The sequence below is a fragment of the Bacillus sp. LQ16 genome, assembly GCF_057784645.1.
Map to the genome: position 1 here is coordinate 2,659,945 of NZ_CM173491.1, position 14,776 is coordinate 2,674,720.

Consider the following 14,776-nt stretch of genomic DNA (forward strand, 5'->3'; position numbering starts at 1 on the left):
TATCAGGTATCAAAACCCAAGTAAACTATACTTAATGAGACGAAATAGGGATTTTTAGTGAGATTCACATGAAATCTTATCTAAACAAATTTCTTCAGTTTTTATCGTTTTTATTTGTTATAAATTCATCACAGCAAATCTTAATCACTTAAGATTTAACGAATTAAAAATATTTTTGATTGGTAAGAAATTTTTATACAGAAAAGTTATTTCTATACAAAATATAAATTAGTAATTTTATTTTATGTTTTACTTAATGAATTTATTGCTATTTGCACATGTTTTACAACTTTACATTATTTGTTGTTATTTCTGTTATTTAGGCTTGACTTTCATTACACTCATTGTTTTTTATTCTAGTTAACATAACGCTTATTTTTAACATAAAAAAATCCTCCTCACCTTCAGGAAGATTTTTTGTTTGCTATTATTTTATTTATATCTTCTAGTAACAATCCCAATTGTAAATGACATTGGAAAAATCTAGATTTAACAAATCTTCCTTACGTATAAAGAAATTAGCAACCCCAGAATCGCCCCACATAATATTTAATGAATCGTCTGTATCGATTTGCAGCAATAATATGTCATGTTGCTGGTATTTTTCTTCCCATTCTCTCGGATCTGTCTGTGTGAAAAATGGATAACCACCAATTTTATGCCCTTGATCCTTACATAAATCATCATACAGTTCGCCTAATTCTGTATTATTTTCTTCATCAACAATTTCTTCCCAATCAATGTTATCACTAAAAATCATTTCAAATCGATAATCTCTTGGTGTTACTGGTTGATATGCCAACTCAAACTTTAGTTTTGCTGCTTTGGGTATGATGAAATTCTCTAAATCTAAAGTGTTTAAATAACTAAAATCAGTAATCACCTTAGTTAAATCCGCTGTGATTGTAGAATGATAAACAATTCGAAAGTCTTTTTGGCTTGTGGGATGATCAAAATCTGCTCCAAAAAGATCTTCTTCAGCACTTATGAAAAACTGTAACATTCCATGTTGAGGCATATGTTCAATGTTTGGTATTTCTTCAAGGTTTAACTGCGCAAGTAGCATCATAGGTTGTCCGTTTGAGTCTTTAGGATGCTCTTGATCTATAGGTAAATACGGATATCCACCAAACTTACTTTCAAAAAGCGTTGTCTCTGCTAATGTTCCAGACACTTTAACATACGGTTTCACACTTTCTTCTAAAATACTACGATACTGTTCTAGTTCTTTCGGAATTTGAAGTTGATACGTATTCTTCACTACATTTGCCTCCTTTTAGTAATGAATTGAAAATGCCTAACTTAATTATATAGTAAGCGATAGCTTAATTGAAAATCGTTAAAAATCCATTTTCACCCTCATTTTTTGCGCGCTTGGTGGACAAAGTAGATTATGTTCTAAAACCTTTTTATTAATAGTTCGAATTAAATCCGCTGCTTCTGCAGTATTTGTATTTTCTTTTAGCTTTTCTTTTAAATCATCAATTTCTTTTGAAAGCTCAATCCACCTAGGTAAAACATGATTATTTGCTAAAGTTCTATAAAGTTGCTTTTCAGGATTGTAAGAAAGATCTTTATCAAGATTAAGAGGTTTCCCTTTACCAGGTAAATTATCAAAAGCTCCTTTTTGTTCTGCTTGTTTAACGATAGAACTAATATGATCCTCATACGTATAGGACCAAACTTTCTCATCTTTTACTAAAATCTCTTGTTTTTTTAGTTTTTTATCTAGTTCTTCTTGATTCATAGATTTTCTCTCCTTTTTATTTTATAGTGTGGTTTTTATCTATTTCAAAGCTTTCAATCCATCTAACAACTTTTTTCACCCTCACACGCTATCATGACCGTCTCGAAACTCTTCATAAGTGGTTTTTGTACCCTTTATCTTTTAAAGCTCTATACAAGTGGTTATTGGCCGTTAAAAGAGGTTTGTTTTCAAGTTGTCCTGCTACCATGTAAAAGTGAAGTTGAGTTGCAATAGAATTTATAGATGAAATTTGATTTTCAATCCAAGGAATATCGTTTTCAAAAGTTAGTTCTTCTAGCTGATTAACATGATCTACAGCAATACATGGCGGTATTCCATTTTCGTAAATTAAATAATTGAGTGTTTTTGCGATTGAAGATTACTTAATGCATGGATTTTTATTAAAGACAATGAAATGTTCTTGAAGATGTGAAGTTTGAGAATAATTATGAGGTAGATCAAGATGTTTTGCCCTTGCTGCAATGTGGCAGTAAGGATATTTAATTTTGATAGAATGATATAAGAGCCTTGCTACACTTTTGTAATAAGACTCTTTAAATGAGTTATTTACTAGAATAATTGTCTATTGCTTGAATAGAAAGTTCCAACGATTTTATTCTTCTTTCTAAAAGCGTTCTTTGAGGACTCCCAAGCTTTGACTTAACGTAAATCTTTTCAATTGATGGAAGCAAACCAATTAGAACATTACGAGCTTCTGCTAAATCTTCCTGAGTATAATGATGAGTTTCTTGCTTCCAAACACTTTCTAACATAGCTAAGCCGATACTAGCTGCTTTGAGTCTTTTTTTCACTAAAGTAGTATTTGATCCTTTTTGAGTCATCTGTGACAAGGCATTTTCAAGTTTACTAATTGTTGACTGTAAAGATTTTATTGATTCTACTTTATCTATATTTGATACGTTTTTCATGTTAATGTTATCCCTTCTACGTTGCTAACTTGTTTTGTTTAATGTTTAATGAAATCCTTAAAAGCTTGATTTCACTCGAAATATTTTAACATAAATAACTAACTGTATTCGAGTTGGACAGTAACTTAAAGCAAAACAGCTATTCCTCTCTCCTCCCCTGTAGCATTCTATTATATGTACTTCTTTCTTCTCATTAGAATTCCTATATAAACTAGTTGTTAATATTGAATGTTTTATGAACAAAAAAACGTACAAGTAATGTAACCTGTACGTTTTCGCTTTTATTCAGTAAGGTAATAAAGTAATAGCTTCCTGGTCTTCTCATAATTCATGAAATCTCTATACAAAATAGGATACTTCACAATTTCTGTTTCTATAAAACGATATTGCGGAAACCACTCAAAAAACGATTTTTTTAACCACTTGATTTGCTGAAACGTAATGTTCTGTTCGTTTCCGTTTAGTACAGAACTTAAAATTGCTGCTGTATGCATCCAATAATGATTAAAATCAGCGTTTATACAGTCATCTTCGGTAAACTCACTTTTTAAGTTTAGCTGCATTTTTGCTGTAGCACGATAAGGAAACGATTTGTGCAGTGGACTATGCATTCTCTGCAATTCATTAAAAATCACCTTTTTACCTAATAGCAACTTTCCACCCCTTTATTTCTCTATCCAATTTAATAAGTTTTCATAATGATATTGAGCATCGATATACCCAAGATTATATAGATTAACAAGCTTTTCCTTATTTCTTTCTATTCCGCTTATAGGAAGCTGTACACTTGGCTGAATTACATAAAAATTATCTTTTTGTTCTTCTTGATTCATATAAGATATCGTCTCATTATAAAAACGATAATGGTTTACTAAATTCTCTGCGATTTTCGGATATTTTCTATATAAAATTTTAGCCAGGCCTGAAAATTTATTTCGCTGCTTCTCATATCCTTCTGGCTTTGTCATAATTACAACGTTCTTTTCATAACCATCCTTTTGGGCTTTCAAAACTGGTATAGGGTCTATAATCCCTCCATCTAATAATTTTCGATTATTATATTCTACAGCAGGTGCTATAAACGGCACAGAGCTAGATGCACGAATGATTTTTAAAATATCATTTCCGTGTTCTGCTTTATTATAATAAATGGCTTGTCCTGATTCGCAATCAGTTGTCCCTATAACAAACTGTTCATTACAGTTTAAGAAAGTTTGAAAATCAAATGGTACAATTTTATTAGGTACTTCATCAAATAAAAAATCCATTCCGAATAATTCACGTTTTCGAATTAAGTTTCGATAAGATATATACCTGTAATCTGATACTAGCTCTGTATTTACTTTCTTATTTCTACCTTTTTGACGTGACAAATAGGTTGCTCCCATACAGGCTCCAGCTGATACGCCGACTACATATGGAAAGAATAAGTTCGTTTCCATGAAATATTCGAGTACACCTGCAGTATATAAACCTTTCATTCCTCCGCCCTCTAGTACTAAACCAATATTCTTCATGCTATATCCCTCTGCTTCTTTTTTCTTAATTTCATATTAGCATAAGATTTTAAGATGAGATTATATAAACTAATTACAACAATAACCAGAAACTACTAAAGTAATGTCATAATATCTTTGTGAGTAACATGTTACAATATAAGTAATTCATTCCACATATATTAAAGGAGGAATTTAATATGGGTTTATTTAGCGGTATTTTAGGAAATGCATCAAATACAAGTTCTGAAAGTGTAGAACGTGATTTAGAGAAGATTATGCTGGACGATGAAAAAGTAGAGCATGCTTATAAATTAATTCGTGATCTAATCGTATTTACAAATCGTCGTCTTATTTTAGTAGATAAACAAGGAGTAACTGGCAAAAAAACAGAATACCATTCTATTCCTTATAAAAGTATTACACAATATAGCATCGAAACGGCTGGGCATTTTGATTTAGATGCAGAACTTAAAATTTGGGTGTCTAGTATGGAGGATCCAATCACGAAAGAATTTAAAGGTGACGATAGTATTTTAAGCATTCAAAAAGCGTTAGTAACCTTTACGACAAAGTAGTGGTTTTTGTATTTTTATTCATTTTTAAAATTACTAACCCGAGTATTTTGGAAGAAAATACATTATCTTTGTATATTTAATCTAAAATAACATAAAAAGGTAAAGCGTATTTTATATGCTTTACCTTTCTTTTTTGTAATAAATAAGTGTAGTTTCATCATTTAATTTCTTTATAACTTCTGTTCTTTTATACTCCATCTTTTCATACAAAAAACAATTTTTCTCTTCTTCTAAAATAGTAGCAAGTTCCCAGCTCGTTGCTTCAGGAAACATTTCCTCAATTAATGTAAGTACCCTTTGGGCAATTCCTTTTCCTTGATAACTCGGGTGAATAAACATTGGACTGATCCAAAATTTAGAGGGTGTTTCTTTTTGTGAAATGCATATCGCTCCAACAAGATTCATTGCCACTATTATTTTATAGAAGCCACCGTCTACATGATTTATTCTACAAATAGTTTTTTCGATAGTTTCATTTGCTGGATTTGTTTCATAGTCTTTATATTTATGTAATAAAGGGCTAAATGAGTCTATTTGCATTTGAAATATAACTTCTGCATCACTTTCTGTCGCCTTCTCTAATGTAATCTCCATGTTACCAATTAAGTCGCTTTCTTAACGAGGTAATATGAGCGGTATGATGACGACCATGCCATGCATATAGTCCTATTGCAACAGCAAGTTTTGTTTCACCAGTTTCAGGATGGTTAAATGTCTTTTCTAAATCTTCAATTTCTAGAGAATATAAAAGGTTAACCCATCTTTTATGTAATGAATCTAGCATTACTAGTGAAACATCTACCGGTAATTTTGAATCGGGTAACTCTGCCCACTTCTCTTCTTTATACGGCTTAATAGTTGGATTCTTTTCTGTCAGTGCTAATTTAAAGCGTATGTAGCTATTCATATGGCTATCAACAACGTGATGAACAACTTGACGGACAGTCCACCCTCCAACGCGATATGGTGTATCTAACTGCTTCTGATCTAAATCTTTAATTGCCTTTGTTAGTTCATGAGGTAAATCTTCAATTTCTTGAATCCATGTATCAATCATTTCTTCAGTTATAGGACGTTTGTATGTAAATTGGCCAATTGGATAACGTAAATCATTCATGAATAAGTCCTCCTTATTATAAGCGCGAAGTATTTCTCCAAATATAGTGTACAAACTTCACATGTTCTCCATTTAATTCTACAGATGTTATATCTGATTCGTTTTGATAAGAAGAAAATCCGCTTTTTTCTAGTACAATTTGTGATGCGAGATTATTAGTAGTTGTTTTAGCATGAACTTCAGTAATTTCATTCTTTTTCGCTACATCTAAAATTAATTTTACGGCTGCTGTAGCAACTCCTTTTTTAATAAATTTTTCTCCGACCCGATACCCTAGAGAACTAATTCGAGTTTCCGTATCTATATCTACTAAATTAATTCGCCCTACAATTTCTTTTTCTTCATTACGAATTAAATAAAAATAAGAATCTCCATCTGCTTGTTCTATTAATAAATCGTCTAGTAGTTTTTGGAAATATTCAAATTCAAAATATTTTGAGCCACGATTTGGTACCATTGTTTCAAAAAAAGATTTATTCGTAAGTTCAAACGTAAATAAATCCTTAGCATCTTGTTTCTTTAGTTGCTCTATGTATATTTCCATCCCGTATTCTCCTTCTAGATTTACTAACTGTTATACATTCTTTTTTAATCAATTATATTCCTGCTATTACTTTCGATTAAGTAATACAGATAGTAGCACTTTCGGATGAAAAAGATGAAATGGACTACGAATTAAATTCATCACTCGTACTAACCGAATATAAACATCAGAATTACTTGCGGATAGTCGATATATTTGTTTCGTATACCATAGCTGAAATTTTTGTTTTGTAGTTAATTCTCTCTTTAGTTGCGGATGACGTGATATTTCCGTTGTTGTCATATCCCATGGGGTTTCTATTATATTAGCTGCCTTTTTATAAAATTGTTGTGTAAATGTTTTATCAAGTTGTTTTCTATCTTGCAGAAGTAATTGCAACTGGTGAGCCTCCATAGCAGCAACTGATACGCCTTGGCCGAAAACGGGATCAAAACGACATTGCGCATCTCCAACAACTAATAAGCCTTCTGGTACATTATTCACTAAATCAAATCGCCGGCGTACTTGATAGGGAATTTTGTATGTCTTTATATCAGTAATTCCCTCAGCCTTGTTTAGGAAGTCTGTAACATTAGAAATTGATAGGTTTTCAGCAAAATCATAAAAATCATCATCTGTTTGTGGTGCTTTCTCGTTTGCGTATCCACTGAAAGTAACAAAATAACGATTATCTTCTATTGTTTGAATAAGAACGCCATAAGGGTTATCAGGGAAACTCGGAGACATTAGCACATTGCAACAGTCTAATTTCTCATTTTCTTTAAGTTTGAACATTTTTGTTGCGTAAAATAAATCAATACGAACTTTCTCTTCTAGTACTTCAATTCCGTATTCTCGTAACCACTCTATACTTTTTGAGCCAAATCCACTCGCATCAACAACAAGATCTGCATAAACTTCTTCTTGTATGTCTGTCTCTAAATATTTAACTTTTACTCCACACACTTTGTTAAGCTTTTCATCTACCAATAACCCTTTAACCAATGTTTCATATTTAATAGTAATATTTGAAATTTGATGTATTCGTTTTTGAATATGCCATTCTAGCAAAGGACGACTTTGTTGAATCATATGTACTTCCCCTATGAACGGTTGTTTCCATAGACCGAATTGATGCCATTTCAAATCACGCGTAAAGTTGTTTATAATACTACCTGCTTCTATTAATTCGTTCGTAATATTAGGAAATAATTCTTCAATTGCGTTTTCTCCACCTTTTAATAACACGTGAGGATGATTACTTTGTGGAACTCTTTTTCTTGAAGCTTTTCCATCCCATTTTTCACCGACTTCTAAAATGATTACTTCTTTAAAAAAAGTTGATAATGCTTTTGCTGCAAACTTTCCTGCCATACTTCCACCAATAACGATAGCTTTATTAAACATATTTTCCCCCTTAATAAAAAGAGATCCTGCCTTGTATGAATGAAACAGGATCTTAAACTAATTAACTTCTTTATCATTATACTTAAAATACATCAGTAAATTGCAACATTAAAATTAAAATACCTAATCCCCATACGTAATACGCGAATACTTTTAAGGAGTGCCGTTTTAAATATTGAATCATCCATGAAACGGCTATGTATCCAAAAAACGCTGCTGATAACGTTCCGACAATTAAAGATGTACTAGAAATAGATTCTGCTTTCCCTTCAAAAACATCTACAAATTGCAAAATGATAGCTCCAACAATGGCTGGTGTCGATAGTAAAAAAGAAAAGTAAGCAGCAGTTTCACGGTCTAATTTTCTCCATAATGCAGCGACAATTGTCATTCCAGAACGGGAAATGGCTGGAAAAATAGCAGCAGCTTGAAATGAACCGATAATTAATGCGTCTTTATATGTTATGTCATCCATTTTTTTACGACCATTCTTTTGTTTATCTGCCATGTAGAGAAAGAATCCGGTTACTAAAAACTCCCAACCGATCGTGATTCCTGTTTTTGAAATATCTTCAAAGAAGTCTTTAAACAATAAACCAATTACAACTGCGGGTATTGTCCCAACGATAAGTAATAACATGAGCTTTGAAAATGGGTTTTTAATTAAATATATAAATTCTTTTTTGTAATAAATAAAAACCGCAAGTAAAGTCCCAATATGCAGCATCGTATCTAAAAATAAGCCAGCCTCATCTAATCGGAACAAATGCCTTCCTAAATAAAGATGTCCGGTACTACTGATTGGTAGAAATTCTGTTAAACCTTGAATTATACCTAGTATGAAAGCTTCTAACCAATTCATGATGGTCTCCTTTCTCTTTTGCTTGTACCAATATATGAGGGTTAAATTTTCGATATGAAAAAAACTATATTTCTCTATGAATTTACTTTTTGTTTATGGATATATATGTAAAGAGGGTTAAGGAGGGTTATTATGTGGAAGCACACAAAATTCGGTAATGTATTACTTTGGGTGGGCCCTATCCTTGTATTTTTAGGACTATGTATGACAAATGTTATTTCAGATATTCCTTTCTTTGAGGGAAAACATAAAACGGTTGGTATTGTACTTATATTTATAGGTGTAATCTGTTTTGTTGCTGCTAATCATTTGAAAAAAGGAGAAAGATATGAAGAATAAATCTAAATAAAAAACAATCCTGGCATATTAGCTAGGATTGTTTTTTATTAATGTTGATTACTTGTAGAATACTTTATCAACGTTATATTTCGCTTTGTATTCATTAATGATATATGTTTCGTAAATTTCTCTTTCTGTTGGATCTTCTACGATACATGCATCTATGCGGTATACTTCATCACGGTGATTTTTAATTGGTGAAACATTATCTTCAAAATGCTTCTTAATACGTTGTCTAATTTTACGAGCTTTACCTACGAAAAGAAGTTCGTCATTAATATTGTAAAACATAAAAATGCCGCCTTTATCTCTAGGGAACAAGTGGAAATCGATAAATCCATTAATTGGAGTAATGATTGGCTCGTCTCCTTTAATAACTTGTTTACGTTCAGTAATTGAAACATCAGCTTCAGGAATATTAATTTTAATCAAGTTCATTCACGTCCTCTTTTATTATAAAGATAAATAATAGCATACATAAGTAAGAAAAGCTATGTTCAGAGGCATATTTCATTTTATAATTCAAATATTATAGGTGTATCATGTAAACTTTTCTTCCAAATCATATGATCACTGGATTCTCCCCAGTAATCTTTCAATACATAGCTAGGTTTTCCAAACTTTTTCATCCATATACTTTGCGCATTTTTATATCCACTATCTAAACAATATTCTGTTATCCCTCTGCTAAGTAATGTAAGAAACATTGTATGTAGTAATAAACTCCCTATTCCCTTTCTCTGATACTCCGGAAGTATGAATACAGTTCCTATTTCATACAAATTTTTAAGTACACCACCTGTACAACTATTAATCAATGTACTTGCTGGACCGATTTCGATTGTTCCAATGATTTTATCGTTACTTGTATCAATTGCTAATAAAAAGTAACGACTTTCTCCGTTACTATCAAAATCACTTTTCAAATACTGCTTTTTTGAGTTAATTTCATTTTCTATGTCATCTAATAATTGTGACAATCCTTCATTTTTGTATGTATTCGTAATAACTATACGGAAAAATAAATATAGTTCATCTACATCATTCAAATTCGGTCTTCTAACTGCAACGTTAGTCATGAATTCAATCTCCAATCCTCATTATGCCATTGTCAATACAACACTTTATATAATCTATTCATCATTATTCTGCAAAAACCTGCATAAATCCAACAGTATAGAAAGCTCATTATAAATATTGATAAAATAATTTTTATGTCCATAGTTGTATGAACAGTAGGACCAAGTACCGGAAAACGGAAAACATCGAGAACGATCATAATACCTATAAGTAGACACGTTGCTGAAAAAGAAACTATCCAAATTCTCCTCTTTAATTTTAAAAAAGATACTCCTAAAGCTAGACCTAATAAGCCTGTAGTAAAAGGAAAGACAATTAGTTCACTTGGCTCAATAATAAATAATAGAAAAATAGTAAGAATATAAGAAACTATTCCCTCACGAATAGAATAGAAAATAGCAAAAAAAATCGGTAATGTCGAAAATGGACTAATGAGCAAACCTATACCAGGAACTAAGTTACCCGCTGCTTGAAACATGGTGGCTAATGCACTCATCAAAGCTGTAAGTACTAACTTATTCGCAAGGGACAATTTTCTTTTATGAACAAAGCTTATATCATGCTCTATCATCAGTTGATACCAATAACGTACAAACCGATTCATTAAAATCCCCCCTAAAGACACCTCATTCATTACTTTCTATATTATTCGTACACATACGGTTTATGAGTTACTTTCTGCAAGTTAATAGATGCTCATACATTGAAGATTTTTAGGGGGATAAGTTAAGTCGTGCGTTTTGGGAACAGAATGAATTCCTTATATTATATTTTTAGACTGATAATTTGTATCGTATTAAGGGATAATTTCAAAAATGGTACCTTTATTAAAATCAGTTACTTTCATAGAACCGTAAACTCCTAAATATAATTTAGTTTGATTCAAATTTGTTCCTAAACTCATATAATAAGCTGCTTGCGTACCAAAATCATAATTGGTTTCAATAGCATGAAAGTCAGCATGTTTACCGTCTGTACCTGCTCTAGTATAGGCTAAAACACCTTTAACTGGCGGTCGAGAATCTTCTTTCTTAGCAAGGTCAGTAAACACTACGCTACCTGTTAAATTTGGAATTGCATTTGGAATTGCATTTCCCATATATGGCTGAACTCCTGTAAGGGAAGTTCCTCCAAACTTATCTGTTCTAGAATCTTTATGAAAATAACTAAGTAGAGGTAGAATGCGCTTCACTGAAGTTTGTATTGTTTCATCATAATAAGTCATTGTTCTTTCATCCAAAGTCTGATTTTCGGAACAATGCCGTATAAAAGAAGTAGGTAAATCCCCTTCCCATCCTCTCCAACCAAAATTGATAAACCCATCTTGATTGGGAGTGAGCCTCATAAAATGCATTTGAACAAGTTCTGTAACCGGTATAGGTTTATATTGAACAAATGAAAAAATAGACTCTACAATATCTTGTCCGACATTTCCGGCGTATTTGATATATTGATTATAAAACCTTTGAAATGAAATGCCGGTTATATTACGTACTCCTTTTGCAATTACTGTAAGTGTTTCTTGTATAGAGAAAGGGAGTTCATTAAAGCGTGTAACTACAGGAGGGTTATTTATAAATGTATTTTTACTTACATCGATTTCAATTATTTTACCTGCTATTTCTAAATCATCTTGGCTTAAATTAAATGGATCATAACCTGATCCGCCATCTCCATTTGTAAAAACAAGTTTTCCAGTCTCAGGTGAAAAGTTTAAACTATTGACTCCGTTATGATTAAAAAATGGTCTTCTTACATTCAGTAATGTTCGTCGCTTTTGAGCTTGACCATTAGGTTGTAAAGTCCATTCTTCCACAGTATCAATGTGATCATATTGCGTATTTCTATTAACCCACTTTAAATTTAATGTTTTAGGGTCACAAGGATTCGGTTTAAATTGTTCAGAAAGTGCACCTGGCCCTTGAGTTCCGGCTACTGAATAATGTAGATAAAATAACCTATTTTGATAAAATTGTGGATGGAACGCAAGTCCTAGCAATCCGCGTTCATCATAACCGCTACTAGAAACACCTTCTTCAAATGTACCTAATTTAATAATTAGGTGACGAATATCTAAAAATATCTTTATAACTCCATTCCCTATGTAAAAAATCTCTCCTAATTGGGTTGCGATAAATAGTCTTTCGGTCGATTCGCCTGGAAGTATTGTTGTTTTCAATACGGTTGGTAAATTTATATTATGAACAATGGGTCGTAAACTAACTTTAACTTTTGTCAATTAACTGTACACCCCTTTTTCTTCTTTTTATAGAAGAATATGATTAGAGTAGTTCTGTTAGTATCAAATAAGTCGCATTCCTTTTTATTACAATTTTGTATATAATATAATTATAAATAATATGGGGGACGAACTATGATAATCGTACTACAAATCATCTTACCACTAATTTTCGCAGTCTATTTATTTACCCTCTATCATAACGGGACGTATGGATCAGCTTCATTCATTTTAGCAGTCATGATAGGAATTTTCGGTTTAGAGAATATTTTTCAATATGCTAGTCTAACAGATCATGCTATTTATCCATATTGGGGAAGTTTGAAGGCTGTTGTTATCGTTTTATCAGTCGTATTTCTATTTAAAAAAGGTGGTTTAACAGGAAAATATTGATTTGTAATGCGTTACATATTTTCTTGTTAAATTGCTTTTATTTTATAAAAGAAGAAATATTTATGTGAAAACAAGAAGGGATGTGTTACATATGTCTATAGATATTATTTCAATAATCTCTATCATAATATGGATTGTGTTAATTACAGAACTTATAAAACCTTCAAAAGAACAGAATGGACGAAAAATAGTAACTTTAGTAACTGCTGGTTCCGTATCAACACTTATTTTGACGGTTTCATTTATTCAAAATATCCCGTTTTGGAATTGATAGTGATATTCATAACAAAAATATGTATAAATAAAAAGATTAGGATTCACTCCTAATCTTTTTATATTTTGAGGTAGCACCATATGCCCAGCAAGCTAAGGTCTTGAAGTAGCCCCTAAACAAAATTTTAAATTTTTCTAAAGTTATTTATGTGAATTCAAATCGTTTTCAGGAACATATGTGATCCTTTTATAATTTGAAGTTCTTTTTAAGCTTCTTATATTTTCTGTACGAACGTCTAACAATGTTTAACATAAAATACGGTATTTTAACGGGGAAAGGCAATTTATAAATGAAAGGAAAATAAAAGGTGAAATATGCCTTTTCTAGGTCTCTCCACTTACTATCTTCTTTTGTTTTTAAGAAATCAGATACATCGACTACATATCCCCTTCCTTTTTCCATCATCACATTTTTCCCGTGAACATCACAAGGAGTTAACCCTTGCTCCCTCGCATACTCTAAAGCCTCATTAATATCAAGTATTACTTGCTTAGGAATTTTAATCCCCTTATGAATAGCATCGTATAAGGTAATTTCTTTTAAACGTTTCAATACTATGAAATTTTCTCCTTTATATATAAGCTTTGAATAAGAAGGATGATCTCCAATTCTTCGGTATACTTCTGACTCTTTTTCAATTCCTTCTCCTTCTCGCACGTAAACTTTCACTACCCAATCTTTGTATTCTTTGTGCATGAATACTGCGGCATAATTACCTGTTCCTAAACACTTCCAAAGTCTAGGAATATCTTTAACTACTACAGGCTCGAATTCATCCTCACTTCTTATACTTACCTCTTTTAATAATTCGTCCTTTATCAATCCCACAAAACTATTTATACTCATCATTCCCACTCCGGTTTTGCTAAAAGGGGGCCCACCCACATTTTAACGAAAATATACACTAAGCGAATTTTAGCATAAAACGAGTCATCTTTCTTCTTAAAATAAAAAGCTAACTCATTTTATTTAAACTGTTGAATACTTAATATTTATTCCGTTATTCATAGCCAAAAACCGTACGATATAAAAATATTTCTAACTATTTTCATTTTTTCAGAGTCAACTGTATAGGGCTTTTCTTAGTACAAGTTCTCTTAGTAAATTACCTATACAAAATCTATATTACTCTATTTTATAATCTAAAACATTGTTTAGAAGTGTAGCAAAGGTTTGTTAATGGTTCAATTCTTGTTCCACTACTATCTTTGTTAGCTAAAACTTTTATTGTTTTAATAGTCTTTTGTTTAATTCCCACAATGCTGTTTTGTTGCTATCCCATTTCAAAAACGTTACTGCTTCCTCAAAGCATAACCATTTATAATTGAAGTGTTCTTTAGATAATGATATGTTTTTTGTAGGGACTTTAACTCCAAAAGAAAATTCTTTTATTACATAAACCTCTTCTCCCCAAAGGAATCCTCCAACTACATCTTCTACTGATAGTGAAGACACAGAATCTAATTGTATATATGGACATTCTCTTGTAATACCAGCCTCTTCAAATGCTTCCCGTTTTGCTGATTCAATAGGAATCTCACCGTCTTCTCCGCCACCAGCTATTCCTTGCCAATAACCATAATCACTTCGGTTAAAAATGGCATATTGAATAGAATCGGCAGTTTTTATATAAGGAAATATCAATACTTGATATGGCGCTCTCATTACTTAACCTCCTCTCGAAAATAAGTTTTAAATCAATATGAATAAAGAGCCGACATCACAATTCTACATTATTAATGCAGGTTTATAATGTCGGCCCTCTATTTTTAAATAATTTTATTTTTCATAA

The 14,776-nt window shown here is 31.6% G+C and carries 20 protein-coding genes and 1 pseudogene; 4 read left to right on the top strand and 17 right to left on the bottom strand.

The genetic code is table 11. From position 1 onward, the window contains the following. Positions 1-445: 445 nt before the first annotated feature. The 6 genes and pseudogenes from AC3EMB_RS13250 to AC3EMB_RS13275 all read right to left on the bottom strand — a co-directional run bounded on the left by AC3EMB_RS13250 (position 446) and on the right by AC3EMB_RS13275 (position 4,193). Positions 446-1,261 carry a YwqG family protein gene (locus AC3EMB_RS13250; RefSeq protein ID WP_048656826.1) on the bottom strand — a complete coding sequence of 272 codons (816 nt, stop codon included), beginning with the start codon at positions 1,259-1,261 and terminating at the stop codon, positions 446-448. Between the two features lie 78 nt (positions 1,262-1,339). Continuing rightward, entirely contained in the window at positions 1,340-1,747 is a 408-nt protein-coding gene (locus AC3EMB_RS13255; protein WP_001987779.1) for a DnaJ family domain-containing protein, read from the bottom strand. Between the two features lie 81 nt (positions 1,748-1,828). Further along, positions 1,829-2,222: pseudogene (locus tag AC3EMB_RS13260) on the bottom strand (hypothetical protein); the annotation flags it as partial. Positions 2,223-2,310: 88 nt separating this feature from the next. Continuing rightward, a complete protein-coding gene (locus AC3EMB_RS13265) occupies positions 2,311-2,676 on the bottom strand; it encodes a hypothetical protein (RefSeq protein WP_029442483.1) in 366 nt (121 codons plus the stop codon). A 281-nt stretch (positions 2,677-2,957) separates the two neighbouring features. Continuing rightward, entirely contained in the window at positions 2,958-3,329 is a 372-nt protein-coding gene (locus AC3EMB_RS13270) for a YxiJ-like family protein (RefSeq protein ID WP_053564294.1), read from the bottom strand. Positions 3,330-3,341: 12 nt separating this feature from the next. Then, positions 3,342-4,193, bottom strand: coding sequence for a patatin-like phospholipase family protein (locus AC3EMB_RS13275; RefSeq protein WP_488517759.1), 852 nt, complete (start codon positions 4,191-4,193; stop codon positions 3,342-3,344). 179 nt (positions 4,194-4,372) lie between these two features. Here AC3EMB_RS13275 and AC3EMB_RS13280 point away from each other — a divergent pair, with 179 nt between their 5' ends. After that, positions 4,373-4,750, top strand: coding sequence for a PH domain-containing protein (locus AC3EMB_RS13280; protein ID WP_000522472.1), 378 nt, complete (start codon positions 4,373-4,375; stop codon positions 4,748-4,750). A gap of 120 nt (positions 4,751-4,870) precedes the next feature. On the opposite strand, the gene AC3EMB_RS13285 is transcribed toward AC3EMB_RS13280, so the two are convergent. The 5 genes from AC3EMB_RS13285 to AC3EMB_RS13305 all read right to left on the bottom strand — a co-directional run bounded on the left by AC3EMB_RS13285 (position 4,871) and on the right by AC3EMB_RS13305 (position 8,659). After that, positions 4,871-5,344, bottom strand: coding sequence for a GNAT family N-acetyltransferase (locus AC3EMB_RS13285; RefSeq protein WP_488517760.1), 474 nt, complete (start codon positions 5,342-5,344; stop codon positions 4,871-4,873). Between the two features lies 1 nt (position 5,345). Beyond that, on the bottom strand, positions 5,346-5,867 hold the full coding sequence (locus tag AC3EMB_RS13290; RefSeq protein WP_000999062.1) for a YfiT family bacillithiol transferase: 522 nt from the start codon (positions 5,865-5,867) through the stop codon (positions 5,346-5,348). A 16-nt stretch (positions 5,868-5,883) separates the two neighbouring features. After that, complete coding sequence (locus AC3EMB_RS13295) at positions 5,884-6,411, bottom strand: GNAT family N-acetyltransferase (protein WP_488517761.1); 528 nt, start codon at positions 6,409-6,411, stop codon at positions 5,884-5,886. 66 nt (positions 6,412-6,477) lie between these two features. Further along, on the bottom strand, positions 6,478-7,797 hold the full coding sequence (locus tag AC3EMB_RS13300) for an FAD-dependent monooxygenase family protein (RefSeq protein WP_486896215.1): 1,320 nt from the start codon (positions 7,795-7,797) through the stop codon (positions 6,478-6,480). An 82-nt stretch (positions 7,798-7,879) separates the two neighbouring features. Continuing rightward, entirely contained in the window at positions 7,880-8,659 is a 780-nt protein-coding gene (locus AC3EMB_RS13305; protein WP_486896214.1) for an undecaprenyl-diphosphate phosphatase, read from the bottom strand. 132 nt (positions 8,660-8,791) lie between these two features. On the opposite strand from AC3EMB_RS13305, the gene AC3EMB_RS13310 reads away from it, so the two are divergent. Further along, positions 8,792-8,998: a hypothetical protein gene (locus tag AC3EMB_RS13310; protein WP_000265477.1), complete on the top strand. Its 207-nt coding sequence runs from the start codon at positions 8,792-8,794 to the stop codon at positions 8,996-8,998. A gap of 57 nt (positions 8,999-9,055) precedes the next feature. On the opposite strand, the gene AC3EMB_RS13315 is transcribed toward AC3EMB_RS13310, so the two are convergent. The 4 genes from AC3EMB_RS13315 to AC3EMB_RS13330 all read right to left on the bottom strand — a co-directional run bounded on the left by AC3EMB_RS13315 (position 9,056) and on the right by AC3EMB_RS13330 (position 12,317). Next, positions 9,056-9,436: a nucleotide excision repair endonuclease gene (locus AC3EMB_RS13315; RefSeq protein ID WP_001048941.1), complete on the bottom strand. Its 381-nt coding sequence runs from the start codon at positions 9,434-9,436 to the stop codon at positions 9,056-9,058. 77 nt (positions 9,437-9,513) lie between these two features. Further along, on the bottom strand, positions 9,514-10,077 hold the full coding sequence (locus AC3EMB_RS13320) for a GNAT family N-acetyltransferase (RefSeq protein ID WP_000185961.1): 564 nt from the start codon (positions 10,075-10,077) through the stop codon (positions 9,514-9,516). A 32-nt stretch (positions 10,078-10,109) separates the two neighbouring features. Then, a complete protein-coding gene (locus tag AC3EMB_RS13325; protein WP_488517762.1) occupies positions 10,110-10,682 on the bottom strand; it encodes a hypothetical protein in 573 nt (190 codons plus the stop codon). Positions 10,683-10,874: 192 nt separating this feature from the next. Next, positions 10,875-12,317 carry a PQQ-dependent sugar dehydrogenase gene (locus AC3EMB_RS13330; RefSeq protein WP_488517763.1) on the bottom strand — a complete coding sequence of 481 codons (1,443 nt, stop codon included), beginning with the start codon at positions 12,315-12,317 and terminating at the stop codon, positions 10,875-10,877. 135 nt (positions 12,318-12,452) lie between these two features. Between AC3EMB_RS13330 and AC3EMB_RS13335 the strand changes: the two genes are divergently transcribed. Both AC3EMB_RS13335 and AC3EMB_RS13340 read left to right on the top strand, forming a co-directional pair. Beyond that, positions 12,453-12,710, top strand: a complete 258-nt coding sequence (locus AC3EMB_RS13335) for a hypothetical protein (RefSeq protein WP_000587696.1) — start codon at positions 12,453-12,455, stop codon at positions 12,708-12,710. 91 nt (positions 12,711-12,801) lie between these two features. Next, the gene (locus AC3EMB_RS13340; protein ID WP_063547452.1) at positions 12,802-12,981 is read left to right on the top strand and encodes a hypothetical protein; all 180 of its coding nucleotides are present in this window, start codon (positions 12,802-12,804) and stop codon (positions 12,979-12,981) included. 189 nt (positions 12,982-13,170) lie between these two features. On the opposite strand, the gene AC3EMB_RS13345 is transcribed toward AC3EMB_RS13340, so the two are convergent. Then, a complete protein-coding gene (locus AC3EMB_RS13345) occupies positions 13,171-13,830 on the bottom strand; it encodes a protein kinase family protein (RefSeq protein WP_000026522.1) in 660 nt (219 codons plus the stop codon). 378 nt (positions 13,831-14,208) lie between these two features. Next, positions 14,209-14,649, bottom strand: a complete 441-nt coding sequence (locus tag AC3EMB_RS13350) for an NUDIX hydrolase (RefSeq protein WP_001202588.1) — start codon at positions 14,647-14,649, stop codon at positions 14,209-14,211. Between the last annotated feature and the right edge of the window lie 127 nt (positions 14,650-14,776).

Coding starts and splice junctions, on each gene's coding strand:
- AC3EMB_RS13335 (WP_000587696.1), top strand. CDS start 12,453: ATGATAATCGTACTACAAATCATCTTACCACTAATTTTCGCAGTCTAT.
- AC3EMB_RS13265 (WP_029442483.1), bottom strand. CDS start 2,676: ATGAAAAACGTATCAAATATAGATAAAGTAGAATCAATAAAATCTTTA.
- AC3EMB_RS13315 (WP_001048941.1), bottom strand. CDS start 9,436: ATGAACTTGATTAAAATTAATATTCCTGAAGCTGATGTTTCAATTACT.
- AC3EMB_RS13345 (WP_000026522.1), bottom strand. CDS start 13,830: ATGAGTATAAATAGTTTTGTGGGATTGATAAAGGACGAATTATTAAAA.
- AC3EMB_RS13320 (WP_000185961.1), bottom strand. CDS start 10,077: ATGACTAACGTTGCAGTTAGAAGACCGAATTTGAATGATGTAGATGAA.
- AC3EMB_RS13290 (WP_000999062.1), bottom strand. CDS start 5,867: ATGAATGATTTACGTTATCCAATTGGCCAATTTACATACAAACGTCCT.
- AC3EMB_RS13280 (WP_000522472.1), top strand. CDS start 4,373: ATGGGTTTATTTAGCGGTATTTTAGGAAATGCATCAAATACAAGTTCT.
- AC3EMB_RS13255 (WP_001987779.1), bottom strand. CDS start 1,747: ATGAATCAAGAAGAACTAGATAAAAAACTAAAAAAACAAGAGATTTTA.
- AC3EMB_RS13305 (WP_486896214.1), bottom strand. CDS start 8,659: ATGAATTGGTTAGAAGCTTTCATACTAGGTATAATTCAAGGTTTAACA.
- AC3EMB_RS13340 (WP_063547452.1), top strand. CDS start 12,802: ATGTCTATAGATATTATTTCAATAATCTCTATCATAATATGGATTGTG.
- AC3EMB_RS13310 (WP_000265477.1), top strand. CDS start 8,792: ATGTGGAAGCACACAAAATTCGGTAATGTATTACTTTGGGTGGGCCCT.
- AC3EMB_RS13295 (WP_488517761.1), bottom strand. CDS start 6,411: ATGGAAATATACATAGAGCAACTAAAGAAACAAGATGCTAAGGATTTA.
- AC3EMB_RS13325 (WP_488517762.1), bottom strand. CDS start 10,682: ATGAATCGGTTTGTACGTTATTGGTATCAACTGATGATAGAGCATGAT.
- AC3EMB_RS13300 (WP_486896215.1), bottom strand. CDS start 7,797: ATGTTTAATAAAGCTATCGTTATTGGTGGAAGTATGGCAGGAAAGTTT.
- AC3EMB_RS13350 (WP_001202588.1), bottom strand. CDS start 14,649: ATGAGAGCGCCATATCAAGTATTGATATTTCCTTATATAAAAACTGCC.
- AC3EMB_RS13285 (WP_488517760.1), bottom strand. CDS start 5,344: ATGGAGATTACATTAGAGAAGGCGACAGAAAGTGATGCAGAAGTTATA.
- AC3EMB_RS13275 (WP_488517759.1), bottom strand. CDS start 4,193: ATGAAGAATATTGGTTTAGTACTAGAGGGCGGAGGAATGAAAGGTTTA.